Source organism: Vibrio sp. 10N.247.311.13, assembly GCF_041467595.1.
Taxonomy (GTDB): Bacteria; Pseudomonadota; Gammaproteobacteria; order Enterobacterales; family Vibrionaceae; genus Vibrio; species Vibrio crassostreae_C.
Genome location: NZ_JBFSUX010000041.1, coordinates 1 through 18,895, shown reverse-complemented (window position 1 = coordinate 18,895; position 18,895 = coordinate 1). Strand labels below are relative to the sequence as shown.

Annotated in this window: 19 protein-coding genes and 1 tRNA gene; 11 read left to right on the top strand and 9 right to left on the bottom strand. The window is 43.0% G+C overall.

The window, feature by feature from the left end; translation table 11 throughout:
* Window positions 1-309: 309 nt before the first annotated feature.
* The 3 genes from AB6E52_RS15930 to AB6E52_RS15920 all read left to right on the top strand — a co-directional run bounded on the left by AB6E52_RS15930 (window position 310) and on the right by AB6E52_RS15920 (window position 3,027).
* Entirely contained in the window at window positions 310-921 is a 612-nt protein-coding gene (locus AB6E52_RS15930) for a curlin subunit CsgB (RefSeq protein WP_102321505.1), read from the top strand.
* A gap of 85 nt (window positions 922-1,006) precedes the next feature.
* On the top strand, window positions 1,007-1,864 hold the full coding sequence (locus AB6E52_RS15925) for a curlin (protein WP_102321506.1): 858 nt from the start codon (window positions 1,007-1,009) through the stop codon (window positions 1,862-1,864).
* Window positions 1,865-2,358: 494 nt separating this feature from the next.
* The gene (locus AB6E52_RS15920; RefSeq protein WP_102321508.1) at window positions 2,359-3,027 is read left to right on the top strand and encodes a LuxR C-terminal-related transcriptional regulator; all 669 of its coding nucleotides are present in this window, start codon (window positions 2,359-2,361) and stop codon (window positions 3,025-3,027) included.
* 102 nt (window positions 3,028-3,129) lie between these two features.
* On the opposite strand, the gene AB6E52_RS15915 is transcribed toward AB6E52_RS15920, so the two are convergent.
* A tRNA-Pro gene (locus AB6E52_RS15915) sits at window positions 3,130-3,206 on the bottom strand.
* 255 nt (window positions 3,207-3,461) lie between these two features.
* Here AB6E52_RS15915 and AB6E52_RS15910 point away from each other — a divergent pair.
* From AB6E52_RS15910 to rluF, 3 genes are all read left to right on the top strand, one after another.
* Window positions 3,462-3,602, top strand: coding sequence for a DUF3149 domain-containing protein (locus AB6E52_RS15910; protein ID WP_017062321.1), 141 nt, complete (start codon window positions 3,462-3,464; stop codon window positions 3,600-3,602).
* Window positions 3,603-3,772: 170 nt separating this feature from the next.
* Complete coding sequence (smrA, locus tag AB6E52_RS15905) at window positions 3,773-4,354, top strand: DNA endonuclease SmrA (RefSeq protein ID WP_102321509.1); 582 nt, start codon at window positions 3,773-3,775, stop codon at window positions 4,352-4,354.
* Between the two features lie 176 nt (window positions 4,355-4,530).
* Window positions 4,531-5,664 carry a 23S rRNA pseudouridine(2604) synthase RluF gene (gene rluF, locus AB6E52_RS15900; RefSeq protein ID WP_102321510.1) on the top strand — a complete coding sequence of 378 codons (1,134 nt, stop codon included), beginning with the start codon at window positions 4,531-4,533 and terminating at the stop codon, window positions 5,662-5,664.
* Window positions 5,665-5,770: 106 nt separating this feature from the next.
* On the opposite strand, the gene ybaK is transcribed toward rluF, so the two are convergent.
* The 8 genes from ybaK to hemA all read right to left on the bottom strand — a co-directional run bounded on the left by ybaK (window position 5,771) and on the right by hemA (window position 13,993).
* Window positions 5,771-6,244, bottom strand: coding sequence for a Cys-tRNA(Pro) deacylase (ybaK, locus tag AB6E52_RS15895; RefSeq protein WP_102321511.1), 474 nt, complete (start codon window positions 6,242-6,244; stop codon window positions 5,771-5,773).
* A 118-nt stretch (window positions 6,245-6,362) separates the two neighbouring features.
* Entirely contained in the window at window positions 6,363-8,024 is a 1,662-nt protein-coding gene (gene ushA / locus AB6E52_RS15890) for a bifunctional UDP-sugar hydrolase/5'-nucleotidase UshA (RefSeq protein ID WP_102321512.1), read from the bottom strand.
* Between the two features lie 455 nt (window positions 8,025-8,479).
* Complete coding sequence (gene kdsA, locus AB6E52_RS15885) at window positions 8,480-9,334, bottom strand: 3-deoxy-8-phosphooctulonate synthase (RefSeq protein ID WP_017069619.1); 855 nt, start codon at window positions 9,332-9,334, stop codon at window positions 8,480-8,482.
* 22 nt (window positions 9,335-9,356) lie between these two features.
* Window positions 9,357-10,166 carry a SirB1 family protein gene (locus AB6E52_RS15880; RefSeq protein ID WP_017064164.1) on the bottom strand — a complete coding sequence of 270 codons (810 nt, stop codon included), beginning with the start codon at window positions 10,164-10,166 and terminating at the stop codon, window positions 9,357-9,359.
* A 6-nt stretch (window positions 10,167-10,172) separates the two neighbouring features.
* Window positions 10,173-10,556 (bottom strand): SirB2 family protein, encoded by a 384-nt coding sequence (locus tag AB6E52_RS15875; RefSeq protein WP_009848726.1) that lies wholly within the window; start codon window positions 10,554-10,556, stop codon window positions 10,173-10,175.
* A 194-nt stretch (window positions 10,557-10,750) separates the two neighbouring features.
* Entirely contained in the window at window positions 10,751-11,611 is an 861-nt protein-coding gene (gene prmC / locus AB6E52_RS15870; RefSeq protein WP_017062314.1) for a peptide chain release factor N(5)-glutamine methyltransferase, read from the bottom strand.
* Window positions 11,612-11,616: 5 nt separating this feature from the next.
* Entirely contained in the window at window positions 11,617-12,705 is a 1,089-nt protein-coding gene (prfA, locus tag AB6E52_RS15865) for a peptide chain release factor 1 (protein ID WP_017062313.1), read from the bottom strand.
* Between the two features lie 28 nt (window positions 12,706-12,733).
* Window positions 12,734-13,993, bottom strand: a complete 1,260-nt coding sequence (gene hemA, locus AB6E52_RS15860; RefSeq protein WP_017062312.1) for a glutamyl-tRNA reductase — start codon at window positions 13,991-13,993, stop codon at window positions 12,734-12,736.
* A 160-nt stretch (window positions 13,994-14,153) separates the two neighbouring features.
* Here hemA and lolB point away from each other — a divergent pair, with 160 nt between their 5' ends.
* From lolB to ychF, 5 genes are all read left to right on the top strand, one after another.
* On the top strand, window positions 14,154-14,801 hold the full coding sequence (gene lolB / locus AB6E52_RS15855; protein ID WP_102321513.1) for a lipoprotein insertase outer membrane protein LolB: 648 nt from the start codon (window positions 14,154-14,156) through the stop codon (window positions 14,799-14,801).
* On the top strand, window positions 14,798-15,673 hold the full coding sequence (gene ispE, locus AB6E52_RS15850) for a 4-(cytidine 5'-diphospho)-2-C-methyl-D-erythritol kinase (protein ID WP_198594335.1): 876 nt from the start codon (window positions 14,798-14,800) through the stop codon (window positions 15,671-15,673). The genes lolB and ispE overlap by 4 nt, the downstream gene beginning before the upstream one ends.
* Window positions 15,674-15,700: 27 nt before the next feature.
* Entirely contained in the window at window positions 15,701-16,645 is a 945-nt protein-coding gene (locus AB6E52_RS15845) for a ribose-phosphate pyrophosphokinase (protein WP_004739814.1), read from the top strand.
* 223 nt (window positions 16,646-16,868) lie between these two features.
* Complete coding sequence (pth, locus tag AB6E52_RS15840; RefSeq protein WP_004739815.1) at window positions 16,869-17,459, top strand: aminoacyl-tRNA hydrolase; 591 nt, start codon at window positions 16,869-16,871, stop codon at window positions 17,457-17,459.
* A 10-nt stretch (window positions 17,460-17,469) separates the two neighbouring features.
* A complete protein-coding gene (gene ychF, locus AB6E52_RS15835) occupies window positions 17,470-18,561 on the top strand; it encodes a redox-regulated ATPase YchF (RefSeq protein WP_010439159.1) in 1,092 nt (363 codons plus the stop codon).
* Window positions 18,562-18,895 lie beyond the last annotated feature (334 nt).

The window sequence follows — 18,895 nt, the reverse complement described above, 5'->3', positions numbered from 1 at the left end:
GCTCCCATTCAAAGTCTATTTACAAAATGAGAATGTGATTCGTTGAAACTGAATAAAGCGTAATTCATGCTTACAGTGGCATATATAAACTTTCGAATTAATTACTGAAGGGAATTGATTAACTAAGGTTGGTAGGATTCGGTCAAATACTAATTAAATTTCATATGAACAACTAAATATTTTCAACTTTAAGTTTATAGCTGTTCGTAAATTCAAGGCCTAGGATTTCGATAAGACAAAGGTTCACTCATTCCCTACGCAGTTTATTTTCGTAGGGATCATAATCACGAACACTTTAAGGTAAAGATGATGGTAATTGGGAAAACATCACTTATCAGCTTAACTTGTTTATATTTTTTATCAGGAGGTTTTAATAATGCTATCGCGTCAGATATAGAAGGGGATTTTTTACATAATGTTAATCAAGATATAGTCAATGATTATAATTATTTAGAAAGCTTCTCTTCTGGAGATTTAGATAATTATTCAGAATTAAATATATCTAATGCTACTGATTCAATAGCAATAATAAAGCAACGCAGTCCTGGTATTACCGCGAACAACAGAGCGAAGATAACGCAAAGCGGAAGTTCTAACTCCGCATACATTGGTCAAACAGGGCGCAATAATACCGCCTTAATAGACCAGAATGGTTCAAATAACGATGCCGCAATTGGGCAACTCGGAGTAAATTCTGAAGCGCTTATTTCCCAAGACGGGAATAACAATTTAGCAGTTATCGGACAAGCTAACTTCTCAAGACAGAGTAGTCAGCTGAGCATTGACCAAAAAGGCAATGGCAATACTGCTTATTTGGTTGGTTCTGGAAGAAGTAATTTAGGAATTTCTCAAGACGGCAACGACTTTGCTTTAGTGAAAGCGTCTAGCTCAATGAGAATTCACATCAATCAAGCCAATTAGCGCGCAGTATGGAAAGCTTGATTCACCGTTGCTTCTCGATGAAGTAACAACATAGTCGACATGGAAATGTATAAGGATACAACTTATGAAAGTTACACAAATTGGAATTATAGTCGGTGCTATTCTGAGCTTTAATGCAGCATACGCAGATAATTTACCTGCTCCTTTTCCAGCCTCTGAGCCAGCGTTGGGGACAATAGAAGGAACAACCGATCTTGGCATATCATCGACAGTAGCCGGTATTCAACCTTTAGCGATGGATAATACTGCCGTTTGGCAAATGGGTAGTGGCGATAATGCCAATGTCACCATTAACCAGAACACGTCTGGTGTTACTGATGGGCATGTTGCACTAGTTGACACACATGCTAGCTATAACTCTGACGTAGTGGTTCAACAAGATGGCAATCTCAATGAAGCTCACGTTAAGTTACGCTATGTAAACAACAACGCCTGGGTTGATCAAGATGGTGTTAGTAACCAAGCCCAAATTACAGTTCAACCTTATGGTCGAAGCAATGATTTACGAGTTACACAAGTGGGTAACGAGAACATCTCTGTCGTCAATGCTCTAGGTGGTGCTGACTACAATGAAGCTGATGTGAATGTCTCTGGTAACTCCAATACAACCTATACCGAGTTTAGTAACGCGAGTGTTGATAATAATGATGTAGACATCGATATCAGCGGCGATAATAACTATGTTCAAACGATAGTCAACACCGATGTTGGTGGTGGCGACGATAACTATGTCGATATCGATCTCGTGAGCAGTAGCGATAACCGAGTATTCACGTTACAAACAGGATCTCATTCAGATGCCATTGTTAGCTTAACAAACAGCAGTTCAAACCAATTTATGATTGAACAAACCTCTTATGATACTGCTCTCGTTTCAGGTAATGGCGCAATTGGTAATGTCGGTATAATTTATCAGAATTAATATGATAAAGAGTGCATATATTAAAACGGCGTTGATCGCCGTTTTATTTATTTCTTTCCATTTTAATGGATTTTCTTCTGATTTAAATTCAGTACAGTGCCTGATAAAAAATAAAAGTCTTATTCTGACCATAAATAACAGTGTGGCATCTTCATTAACGTTGAGTACGAACACCAACTCTAATTTCAACCAGAATACGAATAGTGGTATTACAACGTTGATTATTAATATAAATCAGTTTCCTGCCACTATAAAACTTCACCCAAACAAGGGGATCTGGAAAATTCATAAAGACTGTACAATCAATAAAATAAAACCATAAATCTCGGTAATTCCCTCTTTCTACTTAAGTATTATTTTACCTTCGACAATACTATTAAATTAATTTCATAAATTTGATGAATAATTAGCTTTAAAAATTAGCAAAATAACAATACGTGCTTTAAACTAAAACACCTAAAGTTCAAGTAATGAGTTAAGAAAAGGAGTTCCACATGGCTAAACTGGAGGCTCATAACACCATTTTACTTGCGGAGAACAATTTACAATCGATACTACTAAAAGAGTCTATAGAACAGAAAGTTAACCTGAACATAAAACTCATATCACCGGAAAGGCTCAGTGCTAAATCCCTAAAAAACGATGACTTAGTTCTGATTATTATTGATTTCCCGACAATGAGTAAGCAATACATTGAGAAATACCAGGAGCTCAGAGATGACGTAGCAAGTGATGTCCATGAAGTGCTACTCAATACACCAGGCGATTTCCCGCACTCTGAAATGCTTAAATGGCAGTATCTTGTCGGCATTTTTTATACGTCGGACACGCTTGAAAAGCTCGTGGCCGGCTTTAACTGCATTTTGCAAGGCGAGATGTGGATGAGTAGAAAGCTCATTTACCAGTACATTAGCTTCTACAGAGAGAGGCAGTGCGCGAAAACCAGTCCTTATTACCTCAAGCTGACCAAACGCGAGCAGCAGATCATTAAGTTACTCGGTGATGGAGCATCTAACACTCAGATAGCAGATACCCTCTATGTCAGTGAGAATACGGTCAAAGCACACCTTCACAACACGTTTAAAAAAATCAAGGTGAAGAATCGCTTACAAGCTTTGATCTGGGTTAAGAACAACGTTGCGACAAATGAGTTTGTCCAATAGACCTAACTCTCTGCCCTCAACCATAAACAGTCAATGCAGTTAGAATGTAGAAATCCCAAATACAAAAAAGCCGTAGCATTTCTGCTACGGCTTTTTCTAATGTGGTCGGTGAAGAGGGATTCGAACCCCCGACCCTCTGGTCCCAAACCAGATGCGCTACCAAGCTGCGCTATTCACCGAGATATCTAACTGGCTCATTGCCTGTCGATGGAGCGTATAATACGGGTTCTGAATTTATCCGCAAGGGCTTTTTCTCATATTTATTGCGATTTTGAATCGTTCGAACAAAAGACATACAACAACGAGCATGATGTGACGAAAAACACACAGTTACCAACAAGTATTTAACTTATGAAACATAATTGATCCAGATCAGTGAATTGATAATGCTTGTTAATACACTAAGCCATGTCATATAACTTTGAGGTATACACATGGACTTTTGGCTAGATCTCCTATTTGGTAATGCGGTGGGACTATCTTCAATGATAGTAATCTTCGGGGCTCTGGGTCTCATGATGTTTTATGGAGGCTTCTTCATATACAAAGTTATGACTGAAAAATCTCCTCACTAGAATCGCTCTGCCTAAATCATTTACTTTTAAGTATTCTTTTACTTTATAAGTAAATGTCAAAACGCTTTGCACCGGAGCAGACTTATTGTCTTCTCCGGTTTTTTCATTTTTAAACCTAACCTCAACTTAGGTATACTTACCCTATCCTTCTCCAACTTGAGATACACACTATGTCTCATGATGATGACTTAGATCTATTCCAAGAAATGATGGGCGATGTTAAACGTATCGACCATGACACCGCTGAACACCAGAAAGTACACCGAGTCACCGAATCTCACCTTGCTAAGCGTGAAGCCGCTATGTGGCTGTCTGACGACGAGAAAGACTACTTATCATTAGACTATTCGCCAATGATCAAGCCAGACGATGTTGTTGCTTATAAAAAAGACGGTGTACAAGAAGGCGTATACAAAAAGCTGCGCCTAGGAAAATACCCTATTCAAGCCAAGCTCGACCTTCATAGGAAAACACTGAAAGACGCACGTAACGAAGTGCTTTCATTTTTGCGTCAATGTTTAAGAATGGATGTTCGTACCGTCATCATTGTTCACGGTAAGGGTGAGCGTTCGAATCCACCTGCAATGATGAAAAGTTACTTGGCAAATTGGCTTACGCAAATCAACGATGTTCAATGTGTTCATTCTGCTCAGCAATTTCATGGCGGTACGGGCGCAGTCTATGTCATGCTCAGAAAGAGTAATGAGAAAAAGCTAGAGAACAGAGAGCGCCATCAAAAGCGCACCAGTTAATCGGTTGAGATAGATAAATGAGCTAGTAACGATTTTGCATCAAGATCGATATTTCGTGCCTAGACTCACACCAAGTGCTAAAATTGCGTCAGTTAACGAATTCCAACTCAAAGCAACTATCCAAAGGTTGCTTTTTGTTTATCTATATTTCCGTTGTGAAACGCTAAGAGAATATCATGTCACAAGAATCCCAAGCTAAACGCCTTAATAAATACATCAGTGAAACTGGTTTTTGCTCACGCCGCGAAGCCGATAAGCTCATTGATGCAGGCCGAGTTACTATTAACGGTAAGATCCCTGAAATGGGTACTAAAGTCTTGCCAGGTGATGATGTTGAGATCGACAATAAGCCTGTTCGCTCAAAAGAGAAGCCGATTTACATTGCTCTTAATAAACCAACAGGTATCACCTGTACGACTGAGCGTGATATTCCTGGCAACATCGTCGACTTTATCGGCCACCACAAACGTATTTTCCCGATTGGTCGTCTAGATAAGCCTTCTGATGGCCTTATCTTCCTAACCAATGACGGCGATATCGTAAACAAAATCCTACGTGCAGGTAACAACCACGAGAAAGAATACGTGGTGCGTGTAGATAAGCCGATTACGACGGAATTCTTGAAGCAAATGGGCGCTGGCGTTCACATTCTCGATACAGTCACTTTGCCATGTAAAGTAGAGAAAGAGACAAAATTCTCATTCCGAATTACGCTAACACAAGGCCTTAACCGCCAAATTCGCCGTATGTGTGAAGCACTCGGTTATGAAGTATTTAAGCTACGCCGTGTTCGTATTATGAACATCTCATTAGACGGTATTCCTAACGGAAAATGGCGCTACCTGAGCGAAGAAGAGATCACTGAGATCTTAGCGATGTGTGAAGGCTCAGTAAGTACGGAAGATGCGTCAAAAATGAACGCGAAAGGTCAACGCATTCGTAAAGCGACTGACGCGAAACTTTTTGATAGCCGTGAAGAGAACCAAGCTTCAACAGCGCGCCGTAATCAAAACGAGAACCGTACTCGCACTTACCGCGGTAACAATGCGGATGAATTCCGTCATGCACCTAACTCAAAGCGTGGCCGCAATTCATCGAACAGTGAAAGCGGTGGTAATACCGAAAACTGGAAATCGAACTCTCGTTCAGAGCGTTCTAATTCAGATAGAAACCGTTCGGATCGTAATCGTACCGATCGCGACAATAATGATCGTAGAAGCGGTAAACCGGCAAACCGCAGCCAAGATTCAAACAGACCGAATAAACCTGCACCAAAGCGTGTTGGTGGTACTTTAGGTCTGAAGAAGTAGTCAGAATCAGTAAGACGAGACACTCGATATAAAAACGCCCGCTAGATTAGTCTAGCGGGCGTTTTTGTTTGTCATTCGATAGTTTTATCATCATGACAACGACAATCTATAAACATAGATCGGCAAACTGGCCGCGAGTGAGCAATGCTAAGTCTTTTGGATCTAACTCAATCTCTAGCCCACGCTTACCTGCACTCACACATATCGTGTCAAAATCTGTCGCACTGGAATGAACGAAGGTAGGCAGTGCTTTCTTCTGTCCAAGCGGACTAATGCCACCAACAACATAGCCCGTGGTTTTCTGAGCAATCTCAGGATTGGCCATCTCTGCTTTTTTGCCTTTCGCTGCTTTAGCGGCAAGCTTTAGATTTAGCTTCTGGTCGACAGGAATAACGGCAACCGCCAAATCTTTCGCCACACCATTCAAGCAGAACAACAGCGTTTTGAATACACGTTTGGGATCTTGACCAAGCGCTTCAACGGCTTCTAAACCATAGTTCGTATTATTCGCATCATGATGATACTGGTGCACACTATGAGCGATTTTCTTTTTCTTGGCGAGATTGATTGCAGGGGTCATAACAAATCCAAACGATAGATAAACAAAAAGCGACGCCGAGGCGTCGCTTTAGTTAAATTTATCATGGTGCTAGAGTCAATCTAATTTAGCACCTATTGATACAATTGCTTGGATTCAATTACTTGTAAACCATTTGGCCTGAAGGCGCGTACTTGTTCACGTCAACCGGGCTGTTTGCTTCTAGGTACTCTTTCAGTACTTCAGCATCAACAAAACCAGTATTTACGTAACCTGGGTGATCGGACAGTTTAGGGTAACCGTCACCACCAGCAGCGTTAAAGCTTGGTACTGTGAAACGATAAGTTTCGTCTAGACGAAGCTGTTTGCCACCGATGAATACATTCGATACTTCACCATTCGCTACTGTCATAGAGATACCAGCAAACTGAGCGTAAGCACCAGAATCGATTGGTTTAGTCGCCACTACATTTAGGTAATCCAGAACTTCTTTACCCGTCATGTCTGTGTAAGTCAGGATGTTTGCAAAAGGCTGTACCTTCAGTACATCTTTGTAAGTAACATTACCGGCTTCAATTGAGTCACGAACACCACCAGAGTTCATCACAGCGAAGTCTGCTTTTGCACGCTCCATATGAGAAGTCGCAATCAAACGACCTAGGTTAGTCTGTTGGAAACGAACCACGTTACGGTCACCTTCAAGCTTGCCATTTGTCTCAGCGATTTGAACTTCTAGCTGTGCCTGACCTTGCTCTTGGAAAGGACGTAGGAATTCAAGTAGCTCTGGGTCTTGTGCGATTTCATCTTGAATAAGAACACGTTGCTTCTTACCGTCGATCTTAACTTTCTTCTTAAGGTTAACTGGAATCAGGTCGTAGCTCACCATCTCTAGCTCGCCATTACGGAATTCGTAATCAGCACGACCTACGTACTTGCCCCACTCGTGAGCTTGAACGATGTAAGTACCGTTCTGTACGTCAGGCTTACACTCATCACCCGGCTTGAAGTTTTTCTTCGCAACGTTAGGGCCTTCCATACATACAGGCTCTTGAGAGTGACCACCAACGATCATGTCTAGATCGCCTTCGTTTAGGTAACGAGCAAGTGCGACATCACCCGGAGCATTAACACCACGTTGGCCATTTTCGTAGTGACCCATATGAGTCACAGCAAAGATTAGATCCGGTTTTTCTGTTTCTTTAAGTTCAGCGATTAGCTTCTTCGCTTCTTCTTTAGGATCACGGAAGTCGATGCCTGCGATAAATTCAGGGTTACCAATCTTTTGGGTATCTTCAGTTGTTAAACCAATAACCGCAATCTTGATGCCTTGCTTTTCGAACATCTCGTAAGCTTGGAACTTACGTTCACCTGTCGCTTTATCGTAGATGTTTGCAGATAGCATTGGGAAGTTAGCCCAGTCGATCTGCTTTTGTAATACGTCTAAAGAGTTATCAAACTCGTGGTTACCCAATGCCATGGCATCGTAACCAATTTTGTTCATACCTTTAAAATCAGGTTCTGCGTCCTGAAGGTCTGACTCTGGAACACCCGTGTTGATGTCACCGCCAGATAGAAGCAACACGCTACCGCCTTCTGCTTCAACTTCTGAACGAAGTTGGTCAACTAGCGTTTTACGTGCAGACATGCCGTATTCGCCATATTTACTCTGCCAGAAACGACCATGGTTATCGTTTGTGTGAAGAATCGTTAGCTTGTAAGTTTCGTCTTGGTTCCAATCATGAGCTGATTGAGACGCACACCCAGCTAGAGTAGCTAGAATTGCAGCACTTAGTGCTGTCTTTAGAATAAGGCGTTGCTTCATTGTCATACCTTTGAACTTTTTAGGGAATCCACTGCTTTTTATAATCTATTGCGACCCCTTTCCTGGAGTTCGAACAATAAGACTTCAACATGACTAATCTTAAATTAACATTCTAGATGTAACACGACGATTTCATATTTATGTCGAATTGGTCACGCATAGGTCAACAGTTAAGTGTAACAAAATTATGAGATTACACTCAAACTTCCCCTGCATCACAAGCAATCGTTTACTTACAAAGTGTGATGAATATCAGTAATTTACTGCAAACAGGACTGACCTCACACTCATATAAGAGTTTCTTAGATAATAACCCGCCACGTTAACAACTCTCTAAATGAACGGTTTATGTTCGGCTGATTTTACGAGATAAAAAAAAAGCCCAATTCAGAGAACTGGGCTTTCTTAGATCAACTTTGTTAAATAACGTTTCCGTTACTTCACATCCATCTCAATTATTTAATATCAATATGCTCAAAGCCTTTGATAAGGTCATCAAGTGCTTTCATCTGCTTCAAGAACGGCTCTAGTTTGTCTAGAGGTAGCGCAGATGGGCCATCACAACGAGCTTGGTCTGGGTTTGGGTGAGCTTCAATGAACAGACCCGCAATACCCGTAGCAAGACCCGCTTTAGCAAGTTCAACCGTTTGCTCACGACGACCGCCAGATGCAGCACCTGATGGGTCACGCATTTGTAGAGAGTGCGTCACGTCGAAGATGATTGGGCTACCGTTTGAAGACTTCTTCATTACGCCAAAGCCAAGCATATCCACAACAAGGTTATCGTAACCCATGCAAGCGCCACGCTCACAAAGGATGATGTTGTCATTACCGCACTCAGCGAACTTATCAACGATGTTGCCAACTTGATTCGGGCTCATGAACTGAGGCTTCTTCACGTTGATTACCGCGCCAGTCTTAGCCATTGCTTCAACAAGATCAGTTTGACGAGCTAGGAATGCAGGTAGTTGGATTACATCAACCACATCCGCAACAGGCTGAGCTTGAGCTTCTGTGTGGATATCAGTAATGATCTTCACGCCGAAAGTATCTTTCAGCTCTTGGAAGATTTTAAGACCTTCTTCCATTCCTGGACCACGGTATGAATGAACTGAGCTGCGGTTCGCTTTATCAAAAGACGCCTTAAATACGTAAGGGATGCCTAGCTTTTCGGTTACTTTTACATAGTGCTCACAGATCTGCATAGCAAGATCGCGAGATTCAAGAACGTTCATGCCTGCAAATAGCGTAAATGGCTTGTCGTTTGCAATTGGCATATCGCCAATGTGAACTGTTTTTTGTTCCATCATATTCTCTCTAAGTAATTATTAATTAGTGAACTACCACTGTCTTTTCGTTCATGACGTTCACTTGAGATTTCAGTAACTCAGATGCAGGGTCATCTGGGCATTGGTCGATAAAATATTGATAATCGGTTGCGGCTACTTGGTGACAGTCTAGCTGCTGATAGATAAAACCGCGGTCACGGATTTCATATGGGTCATCAGGTACAAACGTCAAAGCAAGGTCAGTACACTTCAATGCAAGCGTATAACGCTCTTCTCGCAGCAGTGCACTCTTGAGCAGGGCTAACCACTTACCAATAATTGTTGGGTGGTCGGCGACTTCTAGGTGCTCAGGTTTCACCTTAGCTAATGGGCCGTCATGTCCAATTAACCATGCTCGCAGCGTTTGTTCGCCAACATACTCACCGTTATAAGGGTTAATATAGGCTGCAGCTTGCCCGTACCAACTTACTTTAAGTAAGAATTGAGTCGGGAAAGAGACGCCCTCTACAGGAAAGCCTAGCTTGCGACCTAGAAAAAGAAAGATCGCCCCCAGACTCACTGGAATGCCTTTCTTTCTCTCAAGCACTTTATCGATGAACGCGTTTTCCGAAGAGAAATACGCATCTTTATCGCCAGCAAAACCCCATTCATAAAAGAATAGTCGAATAAAAGATTCAAACTTCTGCTGTTCATCGGTTTCATTAACCAAAGCAAACTCGGCGTCTTTTAACAATCTCGCCAGCTCTTGCTCTGCCCAACTGTCTTGAGTTTCTGGGTTAATCGCTTTATTTAAGATCAATGCACCTTCAGCTAACTCTAGCTGGTCAAAGTCTTCATCAAAAAATTCGTACATAGATAGTTAACCGAAAAATGTTGGTGTCTTGGTCATTGCGATTTTGCCTGCCATCGCTAACCAGCCAAGCGCACCAAAGAAAGAGAATACTCTCAGTAGCTTGTTTTTACCTAGCTTAAGCGCAAAGAAACCTAATGCGATGTAAGCCATAACACAAGTTAGTTTTTCGGTTAACCATGGTGCTGCTGGTGTAAATGGAATAAAGCCAGTGATGAAAATCAAACCAATACCCGATAGCAATAGCAACGAGTCATTGATATGAGGGAAACGCTGCAAGAAAGGATGCTTAAGCTTAGGTGAGTTAGCCATCATAAGAGCGAAACGAATCGAGAGAAGTAGCGCACTTATAGCAATCGTTAATAGGTGAAAATGTTTTAGACCTTCGTACATGGTATTCCTTTATATTTTTATATGTGCTTTCGTTAACACGAGCCTCACAATACCCGTTAATGCTCTGTAGTTCTGCATAAAATCTCTGTATTTCTGCGTTAAATGCATTATCGGGTTAAATGTATTGTCGAGTTAAAGGTATCAATTTAGCAAGTTCATCATCCATTGCTCACAAGACGATTAACAATCACTAACTATGAACAGTAACGACCCAATGTCACTCGGTCATTACCACCGTAATCTTTCTCTGTGACAACATCGAGATAACCGAGCGCCTGCATAATCTCACGAACTGCCAAACCTTGGTCATAGCCGTGTTCAAATGCTAACCAACCTTCATTTTCCAAAAAGCCACGTGCGTTTTCAGAAATGTATCGAATATCTGCAAGCCCTTTCTCTTCAGCAACCAGTGCTGTGATCGGCTCAAAACGCACATCGCCTTGAGACAAATGAGGATCATTCTTCTCAATGTATGGCGGGTTAGAAACAATCAGAGAGAATTTCACAACGCCTTCAGAGCTCAAAGGCTCAAACCAACTACCATGCAAAAAAGTCGCATTGGTGATGTTGAGACGCTGTGCATTCTCTGTCGCAAGCTGCTGCGCTTCAGGGCGAAGATCAATACCCGTCACCTGTCGATTCGGCATCTCAGACGCCAATGCTAACGCGATAGCACCTGTACCTGTCCCTAAATCGAGAATCGCGCCTTGCTTGCCAAAGGTTTTATCCAACGCTACTTCAACCAAACGCTCGGTATCTGGGCGTGGGATTAATGTAGAAGGGGAAACTTTTAACGGCAGTGACCAAAACTCACGCTCACCGATAATGTAAGCCACAGGCTCACCGGTTAAGCGACGTTTTAGAAGGGCATTGAATTCAGACTCTTGCTCAGAGGTGAGATGCTTCTCAGGCCAAGTCAGTAGGTAAGATCTTGGTTTATCTAAGGCGTGACAAAGCAGTACCGCGGCATCAATAGAGGGTGATGTGTTATCACCCTCTTGAAGCTTTACGATTGCTGCTTTTAAAGCACTTTCAACCGTATATGCTGACTGCATACTGGTTAGTTGTTCTCTGCAAGTGCAGCAAGCTGATCGGCTTGGTGCTCTTGAAGTACAGGATCAAGCAAGCTTTGCATGTCACCTTCAAGTACTTCGTTAAGACGGTAAATTGTAAGGTTGATACGGTGATCCGAAACACGGCCTTGTGGGTAGTTGTACGTACGAATACGGTCACTACGGTCACCCGAACCTAGTAGGTTACGACGTGTATCAGAAACCGCTGCCGCGCGGCGCTCTTCTTCTGCTTGAACAATACGAGCAGCAAGAACAGCCATCGCTTTCGCTTTGTTTTTATGCTGAGAACGCTCGTCCTGACACTCTACTACTGTACCCGTTGGTAAGTGAGTAATACGGATTGCTGAATCCGTGGTGTTAACGTGCTGACCACCCGCGCCTGATGCACGGAAAGTATCAATTTTAAGGTCGCCCGCTTTGATTTCTGGAAGATCCGCTTCTGGGATCTCAGGCATAACCGCAACCGTACATGCTGACGTGTGAACACGGCCTTGAGATTCGGTTTCAGGTACACGTTGTACACGGTGACCGCCTGACTCAAACTTCATGGTGCCGTAAACAGCGTCGCCACTAACCTTAGCGATCATCTCTTTGTAGCCGCCTTGTTCAGAAGCATTGCTGCTCATAATTTCAACGCGCCAACCTTTCTTCTCAGCAAACTTAGAGTACATACGGAACAGGTTGCCCGCGAAGATACCTGCTTCATCACCACCCGCACCTGCGCGGATTTCTAGGAAACAGTTACGCTCATCGTTTGGATCTTTTGGAATAAGAAGAATCTGTAGCTCATCAGTCAGACGCTCAATTGCTGCTTTCGCATCTTTGATTTCATCTTGAGCCATTTCACGCATTTCTGCGTCGTCTTCGTTTGCCATCTCTTCAGCAGCTTCTAGATCTTCTTTCGCTTGCTGGTATGACTGGAAGCAAGCTGTCACTTCTTCAAGTTGAGAGTATTCTTTCGAAAGTGCACGGAATTTGTCTTGATTCCCGATTACATCTGGATCACCAAGTAGGTGTTGAACTTCTTCATAGCGTTCAACAAGTGTTTCAAGCTTTACTAGAATCGAGGCTTTCATAATGTCTTATCTTGTTGGAGGTCTAATATTATTGAGGGTTTTCTAAGCCCAAACTCTGTCTAATGACCATTAATTTTGCAGGTTCTCCTTGCTCAGCTGCACTTTGAAGTGCGCGCGTTGGAGCATGGATCAATTTGTTTGTGAGCTTATTGCTGAGCTCGAGTAAAACTTTTTCAGGGTCACCGCCAGCGGCAAGCGATTGTAAACTTTTACTTAATAATTCTTCGCGGATTTCGTTAGCCGATTTACGGTAATCTCGAATACTGTCTACCGCTTGTAAAGAGCGCATCCAACTCATGAACGCGGCACTTTCTTCACTGACGATCGCTTCAGCTTGAATCGCTTCAACTTTACGTTGTTCGATATTGCCATCAACAATCGACTGCAAATCATCAACCGAATAAAGGTAGGCATCATTTAGATCACCAACCTGCGATTCCACATCACGTGGAACGGCAATATCAACCAATAACATCGGCTGATGCTTTCTTGTTTTTAGAGCAGTCTCAACCATACCCTTACCGATAATAGGCAATGGACTTGCGGTTGAGCTAATTACGATGTCCGCTCGATGAAGATGATCAGGGATCTCATTCAAGCTGATCACTTCAGCACCAAATTCTTCTGCTAGCCCTAGAGCACGTTCTCGAGTTCGGTTCGCCACAATCATTTTTGTACAGCCATTCGCCGAAAGGTGCTTAGCCACCAGCTCAATGGTTTCACCCGCACCAACCAGTAACACGGTTGAATCTGCGATGGATTCAAAAATATGCTTGGCTAAGGTACAGGCTGCGTAAGCTACAGAAACCGCGCTTCCGCCGATTTCAGTTTCAGTTCGAACACGCTTCGCAACAGAAAATGATTTCTGGAATAGTTTTTCCATTGAAGCATCAACGGATTTGTTCTCTCGCGAGTCCGTATACGCTTGCTTCACCTGACCTAAGATCTGCGGTTCACCCAAGACTAAAGAGTCCAAACCACAAGCAACGCGCATTAAGTGTTTAATCGCCGCCTGCTCTTCATGGATATAAAGGCTTGGCTTTAGCTCTTCTGGGCTAACTTGATGGAAAACCGACAACCAATCGATGAGTTTGTTTTTAGCCACGCCTTTAACGTCGCAATACACTTCAGTTCGATTACAGGTAGAAAGTATGACACTTCCATTCACGTGTGCATTTGCGTTAAGTTGCTTGAGTGCCTCAGATAATTTATCTGGACCAAAAGCGACTTTTTCTCGCAATTCAACCGACGCTGTATTGTGATTGATACCTACGGCAAGCAAAGACATGTATCAGAAGTTCTCGATCAGGGAATGGAAACAAGGGGCGAATTTTACTTGATGCATGGCTCTATTTAAAGAGCAAGCGGGATTTGTTTTCCTGAGTTCGTGAATTCAATGCTATAGTTGAAGCGTTTTTTAGATAAATTTGAACAAGTTGTGAGCAAATATGAGCAAACTTCGTAGAATCACGTCTCTTATTTTTATGACCATAATTATGGTGGGTTGCTCGTCTATACCTGAACAACCGACCAGTGTTGAGTGGCAAAGTCACCAAAACCGACTTCTACAGATAGAAAACTACCAAGCCTCGGGCAAGCTCGCCTACATTTCTCCAGAGCAGCGCCAAAGCCTAAATTTCATTTGGAAACATTCACCAAATCAAAGTCAATTAAGGCTCACTACTTTTCTCGGTCAAACTGCACTGAACCTAACCATAGATCCATCGGGTGCAAAAGTCGTGACCTATGGCGATCAAGTATTTACTCATGCGAGCGCTTCAGTCTTGGTTGAGCAGCTGACAGGTTTACAGATCCCTATTGATCACCTGCCACAATGGTTCCTTGGCATTCCAGACCAAGCCGATTCCTATCAACTCAGCAGTACCAACACTCTTGAATCTCTGTCCAAACAAGTCAGCAGTCAATTATGGACACTGAATTTTGCTAACTATCGCAATACAGAAATGCCGAGTAAGCAACTATCGGATGAAGACAACGCAAAAGTAGAGACAATCCCACTCCCTACTCGATTGTCATTCAAGCAAAACGAGAACAAAATCAACATTGTAGTTTCGAAGTGGACACTGAAAAAATGATAACAACGCCAACTCATTGGCCCTCTCCGGCTAAACTGAATTTATTTCTCTATATCACTGGTCGACGTGACAATGGCTATCACGAACTTCAAACCTTATTTCAGTTTGTCGATTTTGGTGATGAACTGACGGTCACTGCAAATAAAAAAACAAGTGCGATCACAATAACCCCTGCAATTCCGGGCGTTGCTACAGAAGACAACCTTATTTGGAAAGCGGCTACTGCCCTTCAACAATACACATCGACATCTTTCGGTGCGGATATTGAACTCAAGAAAGTGCTGCCTATGGGTGGTGGTATTGGTGGAGGCTCTTCAAACGCAGCAACCGTGTTGGTCGCCCTGAATTATTTATGGCAACTCAACCTGTCAGACGATCAACTCGCCGAGATCGGTTTGAAGCTTGGTGCTGACGTTCCTGTGTTCGTTCGAGGCCATGCCGCCTTTGCGGAAGGGGTTGGAGAACAGCTTCAGCCCGCTAATCCGGATGAAAAATGGTATCTTGTTGTTAAGCCTCAAGTGAGCATAGCAACTGTAGACATATTCACGCATTCAGAATTAACTCGAAATACGCCGAAGCGAGCGCTATCAACGCTTCTAGAGCAAGAATACGTAAACGATTGCGAAAAAATTGTGCGAATGCTGTACCCAGAGGTTGATAAGCAACTTTCATGGCTGCTACAATACGCGCCGTCGAGATTGACTGGCACTGGTTCGTGCGTTTTTGCTGAATTTAGCAGCAAAAAAGAAGCCGAATTGGTGTTGGAACAACTGCCTGACACAGTTTCCGCTTTTGTAGCGAAAGGACGAAACATTTCTCCTTTAAAAGAAACTTTGGCTGAATACCACTCAGCCCACCCACAATCTATTTAAAACTGGACGCAACCCGAGGTTTCCACCGTGCCTGATATGAAGCTATTTGCTGGTAACGCAACACCTGAACTAGCCCAACGTATTGCTGATCGTCTATACATCTCTCTTGGCGATGCTACTGTAGACCGTTTTTCTGATGGCGAAGTCGCTGTTCAAATCAATGAAAACGTTCGTGGTAGCGATGTATTCCTGATTCAATCAACTTGTGCACCAACCAATGACAACCTAATGGAATTGGTGGTAATGATTGACGCAATGCGCCGTGCTTCTGCTGGCCGTATTACTGCTGTAATCCCTTACTTCGGTTATGCCCGTCAAGATCGTCGTGTACGTTCTGCTCGTGTGCCAATTACTGCAAAAGTTGTTGCAGATTTCCTTTCTAACGTTGGCGTTGACCGCGTTCTTACTATCGACCTACACGCAGAGCAAATCCAAGGCTTCTTCGATGTACCTGTTGATAACATCTTCGGCACTCCAGTTCTTCTAGAAGACATGGCGAACCGTGGCTTAGAAAACCCAGTTGTGGTTTCTCCAGACCTTGGTGGTGTTGTACGTGCTCGTGCTACTGCTAAAGCGCTAGGTGATGTTGACATCGCTATCGTTGATAAGCGTCGTCCACGTGCTAACGTTTCTGAAGTAATGAACCTAATCGGTGATGTTGAAGGCCGTGACTGTGTGATCGTTGATGACATGATCGATACGGGTGGCACACTATGTAAAGCAGCTGAAGCGCTAAAAGAGCGCGGTGCTAAGCGTGTATTCGCTTACGCAACTCACGCTGTTTTCTCTGGTACTGCTGCGAACAACATCAAGAACTCTGTTCTAGACCAAGTTATCGTAACGGATTCTATCTCTCTATCTCCAGAGATGGCTGCGACGGGTAAAGTGACAACACTTAGCCTTTCTCGCATGCTTGCTGAAGCGATTCGTCGTATCAGCAACGAAGAATCAATCTCAGCGATGTTCAACTAATCAAAGCCCAATAGCTTTTTTTACAAAAGCTTGGTTTTAGAAACACGCGAGAGAAAGATATTAAGCACTTCAGTCAATGAAGTGCTTTTTTTATGTCTGAGTAATATTGCACTGCTAGTTATCACAAACAGGAATAATCGCGCAGCTATCAGCTAGCTCGCACCTTTTTCATAAACTGTGATATCATACGGCGCTTTTTGAAATCCCAAGAGAGATCCATACCTTGAGCCAACAAATAAAACTTCTCGTTGGACTGGCTAATCCAGGTCCAGAATACGCCAAAACTCGCCACAACGCGGGCGCTTGGGTAGTTGAAGAATTAGCGCGTGTACATAACGTGACACTAAAGAACGAACCAAAGTTCTTTGGCCTAACGGGTCGTATCATGGTTCACGGTGAAGATCTTCGTTTGCTGATCCCAACGACTTTTATGAACTTGTCAGGCAAAGCAGTTGCAGCCTTAGCAAAGTTCTACCAAATTAAACCAGAAGAGATCATGGTCGCTCACGATGAGTTAGATCTGCCTCCTGGTATTGGAAAGTTTAAAAAAGGTGGTGGTCATGGCGGACATAATGGTCTGAAAGACATCATCAGCAAGCAGGGTAACAATAAAGAATTCTATCGTCTTAGATTAGGCATCGGCCATCCAGGACACAAAGATAAAGTTGCAGGTTATGTATTAGGCAAAGCTCCTCAAAAAGAGCAAGAGTGTATCGAGGCCGTCGTTGACGAATCGGTTCGCAGCCTAGACATCTTATTAAAAGATGGCCTACCAAAAGCACAAAATCGCTTACATACGTTCAAAGCAGAATAAGGTTTATATCATGGGTTTTAAATGTGGCATCGTTGGTCTACCAAACGTTGGTAAGTCAACTCTGTTTAACGCACTGACTAAAGCAGGCATCGAAGCAGCAAACTTTCCATTTTGTACGATCGAACCAAACACAGGTATCGTTCCGGTTCCAGATCTACGCTTAGATGCATTAGCAAAAATTGTTAATCCACAGAAGATCCTTCCAACGACAATGGAATTCGTAGATATCGCGGGCCTAGTTGCTGGCGCATCTAAAGGTGAAGGTCTTGGTAACAAATTCCTAGCTAACATCCGTGAAACTGACGCTATCGGTCACGTTGTACGCTGCTTTGAAAATGAAAACATTGTTCACGTTGCTGGCAAAGTATCTCCAATTGAAGATATCGAAGTGATCAACCTAGAACTTGCACTGGCTGACTTAGACAGCTGTGAGCGTGCAATTCAACGTAACGCAAAGAAAGCGAAAGGCGGCGACAAAGACGCTAAATTCGAAATCACTGTACTAGAAAAGCTACTTCCAGTTCTAACTGAAGGTGGTATGGCACGTACTGTTGAACTTGGCAAAGAAGAAGCGGCAGCAATCGGCTACCTAAACTTCCTAACGCTTAAGCCAACAATGTACATCGCAAACGTTGCAGAAGATGGTTTTGAAAATAACCCATACCTAGACGCTGTTCGTGAATACGCAGAAAACGAAAACAACGTTGTTGTTGCTGTTTGTGCAGCAATCGAATCAGAGCTTTCTGAGCTTGATGACGAAGATCGCGAAGAGTTCCTTGCGGATATGGGTATCGAAGAACCAGGTCTTAACCGAGTGATCCGCTCTGGTTACGAACTACTGACTCTTCAGACTTACTTCACAGCTGGTGTTAAAGAAGTTCGTGCTTGGACAATCCCTGTAGGTGCAACTGCGCCACAAGCAGCGGGTAAGATCCACACAGACTTCGAGAAAGGTTTCATCCGTGCTGAAGTTGTTGGATTCGATCACTTCATCGAATTTAACGGTGAGAGCGGTGCGAAAGACGCAGGTAAATGGCGCCTTGAAGGTAAAGAATACATCGTTAAAGATGGTGACGTTGTTCACTTCCGCTTCAATGTATAATTCTGATTAAACATCTAGAAAAAAGGCCAGTGAATTCACTGGCCTTTTTGTTTTTCCCCTTTCTAAATTGTCCCTCACCAGAAACTTAACTTCCTATATATATCGCCTTTTAGACCTGTTTTTTGTCGACAAATACGCCTCTTTGCCTAAAAAGAAACCGAACAGATGTTTATTCGCGATTTATTCAAAAAAAAAGTTGACGGGTTTCACTCAACTCCGCATAATGCGCCCCGTTCACAGCGAAGCGGCAACGTTTCGAAATGAGCAACAATATGGAAATGGCTACTTAGCTCAGTTGGTTAGAGCACATCACTCATAATGATGGGGTCGCAGG